This is a genomic window from Vibrio sp. 1641, from assembly GCF_033339995.1.
GTDB classification, from domain to species: Bacteria; Pseudomonadota; Gammaproteobacteria; order Enterobacterales; family Vibrionaceae; genus Vibrio; species Vibrio alginolyticus.
Map to the genome: position 1 here is coordinate 111,928 of NZ_JAWOVP010000010.1, position 15,923 is coordinate 127,850.

Genomic DNA, 15,923 nt, shown 5'->3' on the forward strand with positions numbered 1-15,923 from the left:
GGAACAGCAGTAATTTGTAAAGCGATGGTTTCTAAAACAAGCCATCGCTTTTTATTTTGCATAGAGCATCAATATAAACGCTACCGTGTCACTTTTTTATAGCACCTTTCTGGCCTACCTACCGACCCATAGTTTAAATCAGCCTCTAGTTCACCAGTACTGATAAGAAACTCAAGATAACGTCTAGCGGTTGTTCGGCTCACTCCGATTTTTTCACCTGCCTCATCAGCGGTCAGCACACTGCCATTTGGGAACAACTCTCTGATCTTGTCTAGGGTTACACCATCAATCCCTTTTGGTAATCGGTTCGGCAAGTTGTCTTGATTGGCGTGAGACTGCAGCATTTTATCAACGAGGTTCTGATCCAAACTCTCTACGATGTCTAGTTGTTGGCGTTGGGACACATACTTTTTCAGTGCGGCATCTAAACGTGGAAACATCACTGGTTTTAACAGGTAATCGACAACGCCACCCCTCATCGCCTGTTGTAACGTATCGACATCCCTTGCGGCTGTAATCAAAATGACATCACACGTTTGGTTACTTGCACGCAGTGTATTTAGTATCTCAAGCCCTGTGCCATCGGGAAGATAGACATCCATCAATAGTAAATCTGGCTTAAGAATGTCGAGTTGCATTTCTGCTTCCATTCTCGTGGTCGCAATTCCAACCACTTCCAAACCTGTCAGTTGGCTTAAGTATTTGTGGTGCAGCTCAGCAATAGCCAGATCATCTTCAATGATCATTACGCGAGTCGCCATACTCATATTTGTTCTTCCTTGGGTAAGTACACCGTTATTCTTGTCCCATAATTTGTATTGGGTATCATCTCAACATGGCCGTGATATCGAGTAGCAAGCTGATTGACAAGGTGTAACCCAACACCTCGATTTTGACGAGATTTCGTCGAAACGCCTTTTGTAAATAATGTTTGTGGATCCACTGTTTTTGGGAGGCCACAGCCATGATCTATCACCTCAAGTATCACTTCATTTCCGTAATCGCTAACGGACACATCAATGTTTCTGCGTTCTGACGCAACATTTGATTCATCGCGAATTGAAGTTAACGTGGCATCGAAAGCGTTATCAATCAAATTACCCAAAATTGTGACAAGGTCTTCCGAATTTAGCCACTCAGGTAGGGGCTCCAGACGACTGCCTTCCTCAACCACCAGTTGTAAGCCTAACTCGCGAGCACGTTCAGTTTTTCCAAGCAACATACCTGCAATTAGCGGGTCCTTAACGGTATCTCTTAAAAACTCAATCATTGCTTGATAGTGTGCGGTTTCTTGTCCAATTAACTTTTGCACCGCATCAAGCTCACCCATTTGTACTAGCCCACTAATGGTGTTGAGCTTATTTCGATGCTCATGGGTTTGCGAACGTAACAAATCTGCATATTCCTTGGTTTGTGATAGCTGCTCGGTTAGATCATTAATTTCATCCCTTAAACGGAAACTCGATACCGCCCCCACGATTTTTCCATCAACATAAATTGGAGAGCGATTTGCAATCAGGCGCTTATGATTAAGGAATATTTCAATATCATGATCTTCCTGCCCGCTTTCTAATACTGTATATAGATCGCTATCACGCAGCGTGTCAGTCAAAGGTTTATTGAGCGCTGATTCTCTATCAATACCGAGAATCTGGCAGGCACTACGATTTATCGAGCGAAGTATCCCTTGGGCATCAATGCTTAACACGCCCTCTTTGATGGTGCTCATCGTCACTTCTAATTCGCCGTACAACCGCCCTATCTCTTCAGGCTCAAAGCCTAAAATGGCGCGCTGAAACTTTCTCGACGCATAATTGGATACAATGGCATTAGCGACGACAACTACGATGACCATTAAAATCAAAAAGGCCAAAAATGGTTCGATGCGGTCTTGCAGTCGGTCGAGCAAATAGCCAACCGAAACCACACCAATGATGTTCCCTTGCTCGTCAAAAATCGCAGCTTTACCACGAACTGAATAACCTAACGAGCCCTGTGCCGTCGAAACATAAGACAATCCCCGTTCTAGCGCTCGACGATTGTCGCCACCTCTCATTGGCTTGCCCAACCGCTCATCAACAGGGTGGATTAAGCGTACTCCCTTATGGTCGCCAATAACGATGAATGCAGCACCTATGGCTTCGGTTAATTCTCGAAAGCGAAGTTGGTATGGCTGGGGGTTTTGGGTTTCGATCATTTCACGAACAACCGCTGAGTCCGCTAAAAAACGGGCAACACCCAGTGCTTTTTCTCCCATTTCTTGCTCTTGATTGATTTTGAGATAAGTGAACCCCGCGGCGACAAGCAATAACAGCTCTATCAACCCCGATAGCGTCATAATAATGAGCATCCGCTTACGAAAGCTGATGGTTTTCCAACTCATTGATACATCCTTGTGATTCACTCTTGAGCGTAACGTTAACACTCAGTTAACAGCATGACGTTGTCGCGGTGATAAATCTGTGAGGAAGGCAAACAAACCGCAGAGTTTACGGTTAATTAATCGACGAGCTGAAACATAAAATTACAACCATTCACCAAATTTAGCATTCCTCTCTGATACTCAATTCCATACATAAATTGCCCTTAAAATCATGATCGCGATCACATCGATTTTAGCGGTTTTTGAGGCGTTTTTAGACTTTACAACGTATAATTTTTAATCAACGAAACCAATGAGAGTTTCGGTTTGAAAGCAGTGAAGCTGGAAGTCTATTAAAAGCTCAACATTGACGTCAGTGGTTTGGACACAAATAAAACAAAATACAAATACTGACTATATGACAAACACTTAGACACCATCTGAAAACTGGAAAACTATAAACAGAGGTGCATTTATAGTTAGAAGGAACACCAAACATGGAACGCGATACCTTTGGAATATGCCTGAATAAGGCGATGCTGTCAGAGAATATGTATTCAACATTTACACACGTCAGGGCTTATGAAAAAAACGGAGGCGGTACTTCTGATCTCAAAGTCCTGTTATCGTTCCCTCAAATGAGTGGAAAAGATCTATTGAATACGATGCGAGGTTCTCGTCAGCTAGAGTGGAGAGCGGAGTTTCACTGTCCATATACGAAATAAATTTGTAACATCTCCCGCGCCCAGCACAAATATAACTGGGCGCATACTACTGCCCAATTTTCCCTCCTACTTAACACGCAGTTACGAATCCTTTATATTAGAGCTAATACTCTACGACAAAGCAGCCATTATGAAAAAAACAGGAAAGGTTTGGATACTGGGCTTACTTAGCAGCTCGATTTCCCTTGCCTGTCATGCGGCACCGATCACTTTTGATACCGCATGGCAGCTATTGCTAGAAAACAACTATTCTCTCAAAGCTCAACGCTCAAACGTCGAGAACTACCAATACCAAGAGAGTGCCACCAGCAATCTCAACTTACCTCAGGTTACTATTGGCGCGAATTACACGCGTTTAGATACCGATATCACGCTTTCGGGAAAACAGATCCTAGACAGCACAGGAGCACACATTAACGTACCTCCTGCTTTTCAGCCTATTTTTGGTGCCTTAGCTAATACCACTTCGACCATAACCGAGCGCGATATTTTCTCTTCGTCTATTCGTGCGATTTGGCCAATTTTTACTGGTGGTCGAATTTCTGCGGCTCAATCAGCAGCAGAAGGCAAAACGGATGAGGCGAAAAGTCAGCTTCTAATGGAACAACAAGCGCGTTTTGAAGATTTATCGAAGTACTACTTTTCTGTCGTACTGGCAAAGGAAGTACTCGCAACGCGGCAAGCGGTTGAAGCAGGGCTAAAAAAGCATCGAGATTTTGCCATTAAGCTTGAAGAGCAAGGACAAATCGCGCACGTTGAGCGCCTGCAAGCCGAGGCTTCTTTAGATAAAGCATCTGTAGAAACACGTAAAGCAGCCAGCGATTTGAGTATCGCTCAGGCTGCATTAGGTAAATTACTCGCACAAGATGATGCCGTAGAGCCCGCTGAATCTTTGTTTATCAACGACAGTCTTCCCCCTCTTACTGCTTTTGTCGATCAAACGTTGCTTACCTATCCGGGGTTAGAACTTCTGAGCGCTAAACACAAACAAGCCTCTAGCTTAATCAAAGCAGAAAAAGGGAAATACTACCCTGAAGTTTATCTTTACGGCGACTACAGCTTGTATGAAGACGATTCTCTCGCAAGCCAAATGAAGCCTGACTGGTTAGTTGGTGTTGGTGTCAGCATTCCACTGATTGAATCATCAGGGCGAAGCGAAAAAGTCAAAGCCGCTCAAAGCGTCGTCTCGCAGGTCGACTCATTAAAGTCCCAAGCCAAACAAGACTTATCGCTGTTAGTCCAAAAGACATACTTGGAGGCTCAGCAAGCCATTGATGAAGTACAAGGGCTCGCATCTAGCATTGAACTCGCTAACGAAAATCTGCGCTTGCGTGAAAAAGCATTTACTCAGGGTCTGTCGTCTTCTCTGGATGTTGTGGATGCACAACTTTATGTCGCGAGTATAGAAACACAACGTTCAGCGGCGCGTTTCCGCTATTTAATATCTTTAACCAAGCTACTCGCATTGAGCAGTGAAATGAACAGCTTCGAACAATATCAAAATACCGCTTATATCCCTGCTTCAACATCCAAAGAGGTGAAATAAATCATGGCAGCTAAATCACTAAAACCCGTTTTACTCTCACTTTGTGCTTTGGGTGTTGCCTCTTGGGTTGGGTATCAATTTTACCAAGCCTATCAACCAGAACCGATCCGCTTACAGGGATTAATTGAAGCCCAGCAATACAGCATTTCCTCAAAAGTCCCAGGGCGTATTGATGAGGTCATGGTACGTAAAGGCGACGATGTAGAGAAAGGTCAGCTTATTTTTACCCTTCATAGTCCTGAAATTGAAGCGAAGTTAGAACAAGCAAAAGCAGGTGAAAAAGCGGCGGACGCCTTAGCTCAAGAAGCTGAGAAAGGCGCACGTGAGCAACAAATCCAAGCAGCAAAAGATCAGTGGATGAAAGCCAAAGCCGCTGCGAATTTAATGGAAAAAACCTACAATCGTGTGAATAACCTTTATAACGATGGCGTGGTTGCAGAACAAAAACGCGATGAAGCTTTAACTCAGTGGCAAGCAGCGAAATACACAGAAAGTGCTGCGTTTCAAATGTACGAAATGGCAAAAGAAGGCGCTAGAAGTGAAACCAAAGTGGCTGCGGCGGAAAAAGCGCGCATGGCATCAGGTGCCGTAGCCGAAGTAGAAGCGTACGCGAAAGATACTCAGATCTACAGCTGGTTTGACGGCGAAGTCTCTCAAGTTCTACTTCAAAGTGGTGAATTAGCACCTCAGGGCTTCCCGGTTGTTACTGTGATAGATACAGAAGATGCCTGGGCGACACTTAATGTGCGTGAAGATTACCTTCAACACTTTAAAAAAGGAGCAACCTTTGATGCCTATTTGCCTGCCTTAAATAAAAATGTTGAGTTCAAAGTAACGCATGTTGCCGTTATGGGTAACTTTGCAACGTGGAGAGCAACCGATGCTTCTCAAGGTTTTGATCTTCGTACCTTTGAAGTAGAAGCTCGTCCAGCTCAACCCGAACCTGAACTGCGTATGGGAATGAGTGTTGTCGTTGAACTTTAATCACAACCACTAGGTTAATGCTATGACGATTAAGATTTCACAGCGGCATATCTTACGACGAGACAAGTGGTTGCTTTCGTGCCTTACTTGGATACCGATTTTGCTCGCGATGATGATTTGGGGAGTGTTCTCTGCGGGCATTGCCCGGGATCTGCCAATCGGTGTGGTTGATCTACAACATTCCCAACTTTCTCGAAAGCTCATTCAATCTTTGGATGCGTCGTCGAGTCTGGCTGTTAACTATCACTACACCAGTGCAAGCGAAGCAAAAAATGCGATGATTGAAGGCGATATCTACGCTTACGCGGTCATCCCATCTAAGTTCGACCAAGACATTCTCCAGCACCGCCAACCTCAACTTTCTGTCTTTTACAACAGTCAGTACATTTTGGTAGCGAAACTGATCAACTCTGCTGTTGCGCAAGCACAAGGCTATTTCGACGCTCAGGTTGAAGTAATGGGCAACTTGGCTAAGGGTAACACCACAACGTTAGCAGCGGCTGGACAGGCTGTACCCGTGTCAACACAAATAACCGCATTATTTAACCGTAACAATAACTACGCACAATTTTTGGTAACGGCTATCGTGCCAGCCATTTGGCAAATATGTATTGTAGTAAGCACTATTTTGATTCTTGCCGCGCACTTTCGCATTTATGGTGGAAAGAATGGCTTTGCATTTTTGGGCGAAAAGCCATACGCCAGGCTCACTACCTTATTAAGTCGGTACATTCCGGTCTTTATGGCGCAAGGTGCGTTGTTCTTGTACTGGTTTTATTCCGTGCTTGATTGGCCAATGGAAGGCAGTTTTGTGGTTATGCTATTAGCACAATTGGCGACGGTTATCGCCTGTATCATTATGGGAGCGTTGTTCTTCTTCTTGTCGATGGATCCTGCACGTGCGATGAGTTTTGCTGGCGCATTTACGGCTCCAAGCTTCGCGTTCATGGGAATTACATTCCCAGTTTCTGACATGAACACGCTCGCTTATGCATGGCGTTCATTATTGCCGATTACCCATTACATTGAAGTACAAGTGAGTCAAGCAAGCTATGGAGCATCGACCGCGCAATCTTTAAGCTCGCTATGGCCTATGATTGGTTACGTTATGCCTCTGCTCATTACCGCAGCCTTGATGGGTAAACATCGAACAGCTTCATCAACACGCCAAGCGAAGGAGGCGGTATGACATTGTGGCAACTGATTAAAGCGGAACTTAAGGCCGTTCTAACCAATCCAGTCGTTACGTTGACCGTGTTTGGTGGTGTCGTATTTTACTCGTTTTTATACCCTTTGCCTTATGCACAACAAACGCCTCGTGAACAAACAATCGCGATTGTTAATCTAGATGGTAGTCAGACGAGTTTAAAGCTGGAACGTATGGTTGATGCCACCCCACAAGTCAACGTAGTCACTCGACTTCATACGATTGCCGATGCAAAGCAAGCATTTTTACAACGAGAGATCACCGGTTTTTTAGTCATACCAGAACACTTTTACAAAGACCTAATGCTAGGTAAAAGCCCGACTCTGGCCTACGCTGCGGACGCCTCGTATTTTCTCGTGTACGGAACCGTGGTAGAAGGATTGGCCCAAGCGGGAGGCACATTAGGGGCCCAAGTGAAAGTCAGTAAAATGGTGATAGATGGTGTGCCCATGAGTATGGCTAGCCATAATTACTCTGCTATTAAGCTTAATATGAAACCGACGTTCAACCCAACCATGGGTTACATCGAATACGTAGTGCCGGCAGTATTTGTTCTGATTTTACAACAAACGTTGATCATGGCGGTTGGATTGCAAACGGGAACACAGCGTCATGGTCGTGGCTATTGGTCACAAGTATCAACGGGATCGCTGCTGCTTGCGAGAACGTTAGTATTTGTGGCAATTTATTATTTACTCGGCGCCTATTATTTTGGTTTTAGCTTCGAACGCTTAAACGTAAACCATATCGCCAATGCGGGCGAATTGCTGGCTATGTTGTTCCCGTTCTTTTTAGGTTGTTGCGGACTAGGCTTCTGGCTAGGTTACTTATTACCTCGGCGTGAACTTGTCACCTTAGTCGTCTTAGTGAGCTCTATGCCGCTCATTTTCTTGGCTGGTTTTATTTGGCCGATTGAAGCCATACCTACTCCCTTACTATGGATTGCTGATTTAAGCCCAAGCACTTGGGCGATAAAAGCTTTCTTAGCGCTAAACCAAATGGGGGCAACCTGGCAACAAGTCGCTCTACATTGGACGGCACTTTGGGCACTCACTGTGCTTTGGGGTAGCGTTGCGTACTGGATTGCTAAGCGAAGTAACAAGCCAGTTGTAACAGAGAGCTTGGGGTGACAGCTGACATTTTCTATTACTATAAAAAAAGCCGGGTAACTAAACCCGGCTGAAAATCTGCGTCCTTGCAGCGGACATATGGTAAAAACACTTTTTGCTCTGGGCTTACCCATTGAGCGAGATTAGATTAAGCCAAAAAGTATGGATTCCATACTCTCATATAGAGGGTCATATCCTTCCAATAGACATTAGTCTTCGCTAGAAAGATAACGTTTTTCAGACACAAAAAAACAAGACTCACATTGAGTCTTGTTGTTGATAGGGATGAGCAGGATACATGTCGCCGCTAAGTCATATCACGGATTATTTTCTCTCGGTATTCTGTAACGACCTTCATGATTGAATTTTTTACATCACCGACTTGCTTAGAGGGTTGGCACCATAGGCCAAAACCAAACTTAAAACCTTCCAATAATTCAGAAGCTTCCACTGGCTCTATATGATTATTAGAAAACTCCGAATGGGCAAACGTTCTGGGGAGAATCGCCCATCCTAAACCTGCTTCAACCATTTTCACTACAAGGGCCAATTGGTCGACCTCTTCATGGTTCGAACTTACGATGACTTTTTCGCCCATTCCCTCTTCAATAAGAGACCGCAGTACAAATTGTTTACTATTCCTCAAGGCTGTCAATACTCGATCTGGTGCCATAGAAGCGAGTTCACCACCTTTCTGGACGAAAGGAACAAATTCAAAATGACCTAAAAACGTCGCATCCAGACTATGTATTGCTCGACTATCATGCACATTGACAATACCGAATTGATAATCACCATTCTGTAAACCCTCTTTAATTTCGTTGCGATTACGAACAAGAAAGTTAACTCGCATCATCGGAAAATCTGCTGCTAATTGAATACGAAGCAATACAAGAAAACGGTGTGGTATAGCGCTTGAATAGGCGATACTAACATTCTCTAACCCACCGTAAGCTAGACTTAATGCGACTTTATCGAAAGTACGTGCTTGTTCGATGGTTTGCTTAGCATAGTGGTAAAGAAGATGACCATCTTCTGTCGGTTCTACCGAGCGCCCCACTCGCTCAAACAGGTTGACCGCCAGTTGGTCTTCAAGATTGGTAATCACCTGCCCTATTGTGGTTCGGTGCTTATTGAGTTTGACCGCCGCCTTACTAAACGAAAGCTGTTCATAAACGGTTACGAACGCGAGAAGTTGTTCAAAACTAAAATTCATAGGTTGTGCTTACTTTTTAGAGTTATCTAATTAAATTACCACAAGATCGTAGAATTGCTACTTGGTAACGGAAACAATCTGCGTTTGAATTCCTTCTCGACGACACAAAAAAACCTACTAGCTTCAGTAGGTTTTCTCTAACTTAGTTGTACTCAACGACACGAGCTAAATAGTTGAATTCTCCTGAGTCACCATGGTAATCGCGGTAGACATCGACACTGAAATATTTAGGTTGATCAGCGTAAATGTGGTCAACGACTTTTTGCTCAAGTGACTCCAACGTTTCACCGACCTGAGAGTACACGAACTGCTTGTTCACTTTTTCCAATTTACGTTTTTTCGCTTCTTTGTGTGACACATAGTTGTTGATCTCTTCCCACTTTCCCACGAACTCGACCGCCACGTAACTCGAGTTCTCGTCAATCATGATAAAGGCTGCACCTTCTTCTTTGATTGCAGACAGTTGCTGCATATCACTATCCACTTTTTGCTGGTCAAGATGGGCTCCACTTTGGGCGAATGCAGTCGCGGAAGCGGTAAGTATCATGAGTGTAAGAACGGCTTTTTTCATTGTATCGTTTTCCTGTATTAAGGGAGTTCAGTTACCCAAAGTTGCCCTTGGGTGGCTTTTTTGAATCCATATTCGTAAATCGTCAGCAAGTAGCGGTGATCGAACATATCTTTCGTTACTTTGGCGTACCTGAAATCTTGATCAATGTAGGTAAACTGCATCTCGATATCGTTGATTTCACTGATGTATTTCATTCGATAGAGATCACCACGAGTTTGCGCTAGCGTAAGGCTTGAGACACTTTTCGATACCAAGTCCAAACCTTTGTCTTTTAGTGGACGATACGGCGCTTTTAACGCACCATTGCGAATCACATCCAACTGAGGCGCTTTTTCTAACCCCAAAGCATCTGAGATTTGTTGATAGTTGAAGTTAGACGGATTAAAGAACACCTGCGCTGCGAGACCGCCATCTACGTGTAACTCCTCAAGTGTTTCTCCATCATGTTCAACATCGATAAATTGTGGAGGGAAAACACCAGGGATCGATGCGCTCGCAGCAAGCACCTTGTAAATAAGTTCAGATTTGTCCGCTAAATCACTGTTCGCAATCGCACCAATATTCCAAATCACCAGTTCGCCTGAATCAAAATGGGTACTGCCAATAAAGAGGCGTTTACCATTGCGGTGTTGCTGCGCCATCGCCTCGATCATGGGCTCAGGGTAAGCGTCTGCGATGAAATCATAGAGGTTCTCACCATCGGTAAACGCGTCCTTAAACAGGGTATTTAAGAAGTTCTTCTTACCCAAAATATTCTTATCATTGATGTTGAGCATGACTTCTTTCATCTTTGGCATCGCATCACCGCCAATGAAAACAAAAGGAGCGATTAGGGCACCCGCACTGACTCCAGTAATGATGGCATAATCTTTTAGCTCCCCCTTTTCCTGTAGCCCCATCAAAACGCCGGCCCCGTATGCACCGTTTACGCCACCACCCGATAAGGCCAAAATATTGAGCTGTTCACCCTCTACTTTGATCGGTGTGGTTTGATTGTGCGCTGAGTAGAGAAAATCCGGCGCTTCATTGGCCCACATTCGAAGTGGCTCATTTGGTGTCGAACTCGCGATCTCGACATCTTTATAGTTGCTTTGAGAAACACGAACATCCAGCGTATGAGGTGAACTACAAGCTACTATCAGCAGCGAAAGTGCAACCGTCACACCAGAGGAAATTAAACGATTCATAATCAGTCTCATTTAATGTTCTCTGGCGTATGACCAGAGACTCAGTTTGAAGTTAATTGGGTCAAAATGAAGTCCGTTTCGTTGTTTGGAGTTACTATAGCTAGGCACGGCTAAACCCCATAATCGCGATTGTAGGATGCTATCCATCAAAGCAATTATGCCAAGTTTCTATATGCTAACTTTACGCTTCTCCGTTAATTAGGTACTGCGCTAAGCAATTTTCACGACGTTGAACTCATGCGTCGGTTCGACAAATTCGTATTGGGCATTGATCGTCTGTAGCTCCCATGTGCCATAGCCTTTTGTGATCTCCAATACACCGTAAACGGCGTTATGTGTATGACGAAAGGCTGCGACAGGAGACATCTTCTTCACCAAACAAGAGGTGAAAATCGCAGAAATTAAATCACCGACTCCGACTGGCTGCATAGCAAATTCAACACTAGGTCGTTGGGCCAAATAGCTTGCTTTCGGCGTCGCTAAAATCATACTGAAGGCGTCATCTGTTAGTGCATGCAGGTGTTTCACCAATACCATTTTCGGTCCTAACTCTAAGGCTTTTTTACATGCAGTGACCGCATCATAAAGAGAGTTAATTTTCACACCTGTTAACTCGCTCAGTTCAAACTGGTTAGGAACAATCACATCAGCGATGGGCAACAAGCTATGGCTTATCGCTTCTTTGACACCGTCTGCCACAATGCAACCTTTGTCTGGATCACCCATAACTGGGTCACACACATACAGTGCACTATGGTTACGCGATTTGACTAAACTTACCGCTTCGGCCACCGCTCGACATTGCTCTGCGCTGCCTTGATAACCGGACAGTATCGCGCCACATTCGCCTAACTTCTCAATGTTATCTAAGCCTCTCATTAGAGAATGAATTTCATCTGCCCCAAACTTCTGTCCAGTCCAACCTTGCTGGTACTGAGTGTGATTTGAAAACTGAACCGTGTGAATTGGCCAGACTTCGAGGCCCATTCTCTGCATCGGGAAGACGGCAGAACTGTTTCCTGCGTGGCCATAAACCACATGAGATTGAATAGAAATAATGCTTTTCATAAGTCACTCTTAATTGAGAAGTTTGTTAGCTTGGCGACTAAATAAACACAATATCGCGCACTGTGCTTATTTGGTCGGAATAGCCTCGACAACGCCGAGGCTTATTCTTAATCAGGTTGGATTCATTAGCCTTGGAACTCAGCGAAGTACTCATCCAACACTTTGCGCGTTGCACGACCGATAAGCTCGTATTCGTGATGAGTAAGGTTTGCTAACGAAACTCGAACTGATGCGTGTACTACATCGAAGCCTTGGCCTGGAAGTAGGATAACGCCGGTTTCATGTGCAAGACGGAACAGGAAGTCTTTGCCCTTCTCGCTCGCTTTGAACCATTCAACGAAGGCTGGTCCGTACAATTTGCCGCCCAAAGTGTCGAGCTCAAGCAGTGTGTAGTAGTCCACACGATCTTTGTTTTCTTCAATTTCTACACCCATGTTTTTGTACAGAGTTTTGTAACGCTCGCGAATGATGCGTTTACATGCTTCTTTGTAGTTTTTCTCTGAGTCCATCAGACAATTCAATGAGAACAGCGCCATTTGAACTTGTTGAGGAAGCGACAAACCTGCTGTGTGGTTAAGCGCTACGCTACGGCTGTCGGCAACGATACGGTCAATAAACTTGATCTCACGAGGTTCCGGAGTCAGCGTTTTGTAACGATCGTCCAACTCAAGTTGACGCACTTCAGGAAGGCTACGCATTGCATCGTCAAACACGTTGTTGTGTTGAATCGCAATCGAGCCTAAACGCCAGCCTGTTGCACCGAAGTACTTAGAGAACGAATACACACAAAGCGTGTTGTATGGCAGTTTTGCAAACAGTGAGACAAAGTCGTCCGCAAATGTGCCGTATACATCGTCAGTCACAATGAACAGGTCGCTACGTTCGTTGTTCACAAAATTTGATAGGTTATCCAGAGTCTCATCCGAGAACTTCACAGACGCTGGGTTTGCCGGGTTAACAACACAAAGCAGTTTGATGCCTGTATCTGCAAGCTTTTCGATTTCAGACATCGGCAGTTGCCATGTTGTCTCATCCAGACGTAGTTCAACGATTTCCAGTTCGTATTCACTCAGTTCTGGAATCTCTAGGTAAGGCGTAAAGATTGGAGTGATTAGCGCAACCTTGTCACCTTTCTTCAATAGACCGTTGTTGAACATAGTTTGGAAGGTGTACGTCATAGACGCCGTGCCGCCTTCCGTTGCAAACAGATCGAAGTCTGTTGTCATTGGCATTGGGCCATACATCTCTTCTGCAATGTATTGCTTCACAACGGTTTCGATGTTCGTCAACATACGTGGTGGCACTGGGTAGTTACATGCAAGGTATGCGTTAACCAGTTCATTCAAGAATGCTTGTTTCTCTAGACCCAAACGGTCTTTTGCGTAGCTCAGCGACTTTTCCAAGAACTGTACGCCTTGGTCTTGTTTATTCTTGCTTGCAAACGTATCGAAGCGTTCAACAATGCCCACACCATCTGGAATGCCACCGAAACCACCATCTAGGTATGAATAAGTGCGCTCGGCTTCCAATATTGCGAACTCACCCAAACGAATGAACGCTTTACGTGGTAGTGTCGCAAGAAAATTAGGATTACCACGACCTGCATCTAATAACGCGCGGTCAGGAACAGTTTGTGCCACTTCAATTAGTTTATCTTTTAATTCAAATGGGCTTAAATCTGCAAATTTTGAAAAATCAATTGTTGTGTTTTGCGTAGTCATAATATTTACCTGAATCTATTATTTAGTAAAATTTGGATAATACTTCCCCTACCGCCTATTTAATTAGGCGATAAGCGTGTTCGAATTTATTTAAATTACATGCCTGCGTTTAAAGTAATAATGCCGACAATAATTGGACCCCATAGGGTAAGCAGTACATTGGCGACTGCATAAGTCACAGTGAATGAGAATACTGGCGTTGCGTTACCTGTTTTTTCCATTAAAGCCGCGAATGCTGGGTTCGCACTTCGTCCACCTGTCACACAGCCAAGTGCTTCAACCGGGTTCTTAATCTTCAATACAAAATATGAGAAGAAGAACGAAATAATCTGAGGGATAATCGTTACACCCATGCCAAGGAACAACAGAGACATACCGTGTTCTTTGATGGTGTCGACCGCTTGAGGGCCAGCCTCAAGGCCAACAATGCCTACAAATGCTGCCAAACCGAAATCTCGAATAAAGTTCGCGGCACCCACAGGAAACTGAGCAACATGCGGATTGTGGCTACGCAACCAACCCACAATCAAACCTGAGATCAAACAACCTGCACCAGAACCGATAGTGACGGGAATACCAGCAATCTTAAAACTGATTAGACCAATTAATAGGCCCACCACCATGCCCATACCAAGCACGATTAAGTCAGTCACGTTTGCTGAGCCCATTCGCTGACCAATGTTTTTCTCAACGCGATTGATATCTTTTGCGGTACCTGTAAGCTGGATGACGTCGTTTTTCTTCACCACAAGATCCGGCGTCATTTCAATTGAGTTGCCTTCACGAATATAGTCTGTCACATAAATACCGCGCATAGAGCCTTGGTTCGAAGCCTCTTTAATCTCTTGCAGCGACTTACCAATCAGTTTGCGGTTGTCTGCGATCAGTTGACGGTTTTCTTCAATAACTTCATAGCCTTCTGGAAGTGCAATCTCGTTGTCAGCCAAACCATCTTGCAGCTGATGTACTGCATTACGGCGACCTGTTACAACAATGACATCCCCTTCTTTCAGTGCTGTGAATTTGTCCACGTCTAGCACTTTGCCATCGCGTTGAATCAATTCAATACAAGCAGCCAGAGCGTGTTGGTTTAACTGAGCTAAGGTTTTGCCTGCTAGCCCACCATCTTTGCTCACTTTAAATGCTCGTGTAACCAGCGCTGTGATAGCGTTGAACTCACCCGGCGCTAAATCACGCTTACCATTTGAATTTTTCTCTTCTAGCGCAATCGCTTCTGCTCGGATATCCCACTTCATCAGTGTTGGGAATACCCATGTCACCATCAGAATTGGACCAAGCGAACCAAAGATGTACGTAACCGCGTAGCCTACTGCGACGTTGGTCTGCATTAGGTGCTTCGCTTCTTCTGTCACACCACCAAGACGTGCGATCGCATCACCCGCTGTACCGATGATTGCCGATTGAGTCAAACCACCAGCTGCAAGGCCTGCTGCCGTACCTCTGTCTAGATCAAACATCCAAGCTGCTGCTAGTACACAAAGCAGGCCAGAAACCGTCATCACTACAGCAGAAAGTAGAATGTTGATGGTTCTAAAGTTCAATGCTTTAAAGAACTGCGCACCACCTTGATACCCTACTGCGTAAATAAAGAGCGCAAAGAAAATGCTTTTTACGCCGGGATCAATATGAACACCAAATTGCCCAATAATTACACCCATTAATAATGTTCCCGCAACACCGCCAAGAACAAATCGACCAATGGTAATTTTACCTACCATATAACCGAGAGAGAGCGTAATAAAGAGAGCAACAAATGGTGCCATGTCAAAAAGGTTAGAAATAATTTCCATGACAATTTTACTCTTACTAATAAATATAAAACTCAAATAATCTAACGAATAATCTGTCACTCATATTTGTTGGATTATTTAATTTAAAAAGCATCTCGTTTGCTTCGAAGCGAATATTAGAAACAAAACCTCACAACTCGTAATCCCATTTGAAGGATGAAACCATCACTTCGCATATTCAAACGCAAACATTGAACAATAATTGTCGAAAATTTAATAACTTAGTGGTCTGAAATGAACATCAAATAAATTGGAAAATAAATTTATTTTTATTTTCACTGTCCAAAAAGCTACTTTGTTGCGCTATTCCCTCTATATAGCGCATGACACCTTTCTCTTGATGGATTAGATCCTACAAAAGCGATTATCACTGATGCCATCACTTGCCTTATCTTTACATTCATCAAGTTAATAGA

Annotated in this window: 13 protein-coding genes; 5 read left to right on the forward strand and 8 right to left on the reverse strand. The window is 44.2% G+C overall.

Features of this window, described 5'->3' with window-relative positions; all coding sequences use genetic code 11:
• Positions 1 to 80 precede the first annotated feature (80 nt).
• Together R7Z47_RS17985 and R7Z47_RS17990 are read right to left on the reverse strand one after the other, a co-directional pair.
• Entirely contained in the window at positions 81 to 767 is a 687-nt protein-coding gene (locus tag R7Z47_RS17985; protein ID WP_167415241.1) for a response regulator, read from the reverse strand.
• Positions 764 to 2,383: a sensor histidine kinase gene (locus R7Z47_RS17990; RefSeq protein WP_170890282.1), complete on the reverse strand. Its 1,620-nt coding sequence runs from the start codon at positions 2,381 to 2,383 to the stop codon at positions 764 to 766. Before R7Z47_RS17990 ends, R7Z47_RS17985 begins: the two co-directional genes overlap by 4 nt.
• Before the next feature lie 476 nt (positions 2,384 to 2,859).
• Here R7Z47_RS17990 and R7Z47_RS17995 point away from each other — a divergent pair, with 476 nt between their 5' ends.
• The 5 genes from R7Z47_RS17995 (at position 2,860) to R7Z47_RS18015 (ending at position 7,954) form a co-directional block, all read left to right on the forward strand.
• Positions 2,860 to 3,087: a hypothetical protein gene (locus R7Z47_RS17995; protein ID WP_005377125.1), complete on the forward strand. Its 228-nt coding sequence runs from the start codon at positions 2,860 to 2,862 to the stop codon at positions 3,085 to 3,087.
• 130 nt (positions 3,088 to 3,217) lie between these two features.
• A complete protein-coding gene (locus R7Z47_RS18000; RefSeq protein WP_104975368.1) occupies positions 3,218 to 4,633 on the forward strand; it encodes a TolC family protein in 1,416 nt (471 codons plus the stop codon).
• Between the two features lie 3 nt (positions 4,634 to 4,636).
• The gene (locus tag R7Z47_RS18005; RefSeq protein ID WP_054575051.1) at positions 4,637 to 5,617 is read left to right on the forward strand and encodes an HlyD family secretion protein; all 981 of its coding nucleotides are present in this window, start codon (positions 4,637 to 4,639) and stop codon (positions 5,615 to 5,617) included.
• A gap of 22 nt (positions 5,618 to 5,639) precedes the next feature.
• The gene (locus tag R7Z47_RS18010) at positions 5,640 to 6,806 is read left to right on the forward strand and encodes an ABC transporter permease (protein ID WP_262606995.1); all 1,167 of its coding nucleotides are present in this window, start codon (positions 5,640 to 5,642) and stop codon (positions 6,804 to 6,806) included.
• Complete coding sequence (locus R7Z47_RS18015; RefSeq protein ID WP_017634568.1) at positions 6,803 to 7,954, forward strand: ABC transporter permease; 1,152 nt, start codon at positions 6,803 to 6,805, stop codon at positions 7,952 to 7,954. Before R7Z47_RS18010 ends, R7Z47_RS18015 begins: the two co-directional genes overlap by 4 nt.
• Positions 7,955 to 8,240: 286 nt before the next feature.
• Here the strand turns inward: R7Z47_RS18015 and R7Z47_RS18020 are convergent, their stop codons facing one another.
• The 6 genes from R7Z47_RS18020 to aspT form a co-directional block, all read right to left on the reverse strand.
• Positions 8,241 to 9,149: a LysR family transcriptional regulator gene (locus R7Z47_RS18020; protein WP_017634569.1), complete on the reverse strand. Its 909-nt coding sequence runs from the start codon at positions 9,147 to 9,149 to the stop codon at positions 8,241 to 8,243.
• Between the two features lie 142 nt (positions 9,150 to 9,291).
• A complete protein-coding gene (locus tag R7Z47_RS18025; protein WP_025768103.1) occupies positions 9,292 to 9,720 on the reverse strand; it encodes a hypothetical protein in 429 nt (142 codons plus the stop codon).
• Between the two features lie 17 nt (positions 9,721 to 9,737).
• A complete protein-coding gene (locus tag R7Z47_RS18030; RefSeq protein ID WP_017634571.1) occupies positions 9,738 to 10,907 on the reverse strand; it encodes a patatin-like phospholipase family protein in 1,170 nt (389 codons plus the stop codon).
• Positions 10,908 to 11,117: 210 nt separating this feature from the next.
• Positions 11,118 to 11,975, reverse strand: coding sequence for a pyridoxal kinase PdxY (pdxY, locus tag R7Z47_RS18035; RefSeq protein ID WP_033906186.1), 858 nt, complete (start codon positions 11,973 to 11,975; stop codon positions 11,118 to 11,120).
• Between the two features lie 125 nt (positions 11,976 to 12,100).
• Positions 12,101 to 13,696, reverse strand: a complete 1,596-nt coding sequence (locus tag R7Z47_RS18040) for a bifunctional aspartate transaminase/aspartate 4-decarboxylase (RefSeq protein ID WP_158159685.1) — start codon at positions 13,694 to 13,696, stop codon at positions 12,101 to 12,103.
• 95 nt (positions 13,697 to 13,791) lie between these two features.
• Positions 13,792 to 15,507 carry an aspartate-alanine antiporter gene (aspT, locus tag R7Z47_RS18045; RefSeq protein ID WP_262606996.1) on the reverse strand — a complete coding sequence of 572 codons (1,716 nt, stop codon included), beginning with the start codon at positions 15,505 to 15,507 and terminating at the stop codon, positions 13,792 to 13,794.
• Positions 15,508 to 15,923: the final 416 nt, after the last annotated feature.

What these genes read in the sequence shown, in the direction of transcription:
- R7Z47_RS18005 (WP_054575051.1), top strand. Translation starts at nt 4,637, where the DNA reads ATGGCAGCTAAATCACTAAAACCCGTTTTACTCTCACTTTGTGCTTTG.
- R7Z47_RS18010 (WP_262606995.1), top strand. Translation starts at nt 5,640, where the DNA reads ATGACGATTAAGATTTCACAGCGGCATATCTTACGACGAGACAAGTGG.
- aspT (WP_262606996.1), bottom strand. Translation starts at nt 15,507, where the DNA reads ATGGAAATTATTTCTAACCTTTTTGACATGGCACCATTTGTTGCTCTC.
- R7Z47_RS18030 (WP_017634571.1), bottom strand. Translation starts at nt 10,907, where the DNA reads ATGAATCGTTTAATTTCCTCTGGTGTGACGGTTGCACTTTCGCTGCTG.
- R7Z47_RS18015 (WP_017634568.1), top strand. Translation starts at nt 6,803, where the DNA reads ATGACATTGTGGCAACTGATTAAAGCGGAACTTAAGGCCGTTCTAACC.
- R7Z47_RS18000 (WP_104975368.1), top strand. Translation starts at nt 3,218, where the DNA reads ATGAAAAAAACAGGAAAGGTTTGGATACTGGGCTTACTTAGCAGCTCG.
- R7Z47_RS17985 (WP_167415241.1), bottom strand. Translation starts at nt 767, where the DNA reads ATGAGTATGGCGACTCGCGTAATGATCATTGAAGATGATCTGGCTATT.
- R7Z47_RS18040 (WP_158159685.1), bottom strand. Translation starts at nt 13,696, where the DNA reads ATGACTACGCAAAACACAACAATTGATTTTTCAAAATTTGCAGATTTA.
- R7Z47_RS18020 (WP_017634569.1), bottom strand. Translation starts at nt 9,149, where the DNA reads ATGAATTTTAGTTTTGAACAACTTCTCGCGTTCGTAACCGTTTATGAA.
- R7Z47_RS17995 (WP_005377125.1), top strand. Translation starts at nt 2,860, where the DNA reads ATGGAACGCGATACCTTTGGAATATGCCTGAATAAGGCGATGCTGTCA.
- R7Z47_RS18025 (WP_025768103.1), bottom strand. Translation starts at nt 9,720, where the DNA reads ATGAAAAAAGCCGTTCTTACACTCATGATACTTACCGCTTCCGCGACT.
- R7Z47_RS17990 (WP_170890282.1), bottom strand. Translation starts at nt 2,383, where the DNA reads ATGAGTTGGAAAACCATCAGCTTTCGTAAGCGGATGCTCATTATTATG.
- pdxY (WP_033906186.1), bottom strand. Translation starts at nt 11,975, where the DNA reads ATGAAAAGCATTATTTCTATTCAATCTCATGTGGTTTATGGCCACGCA.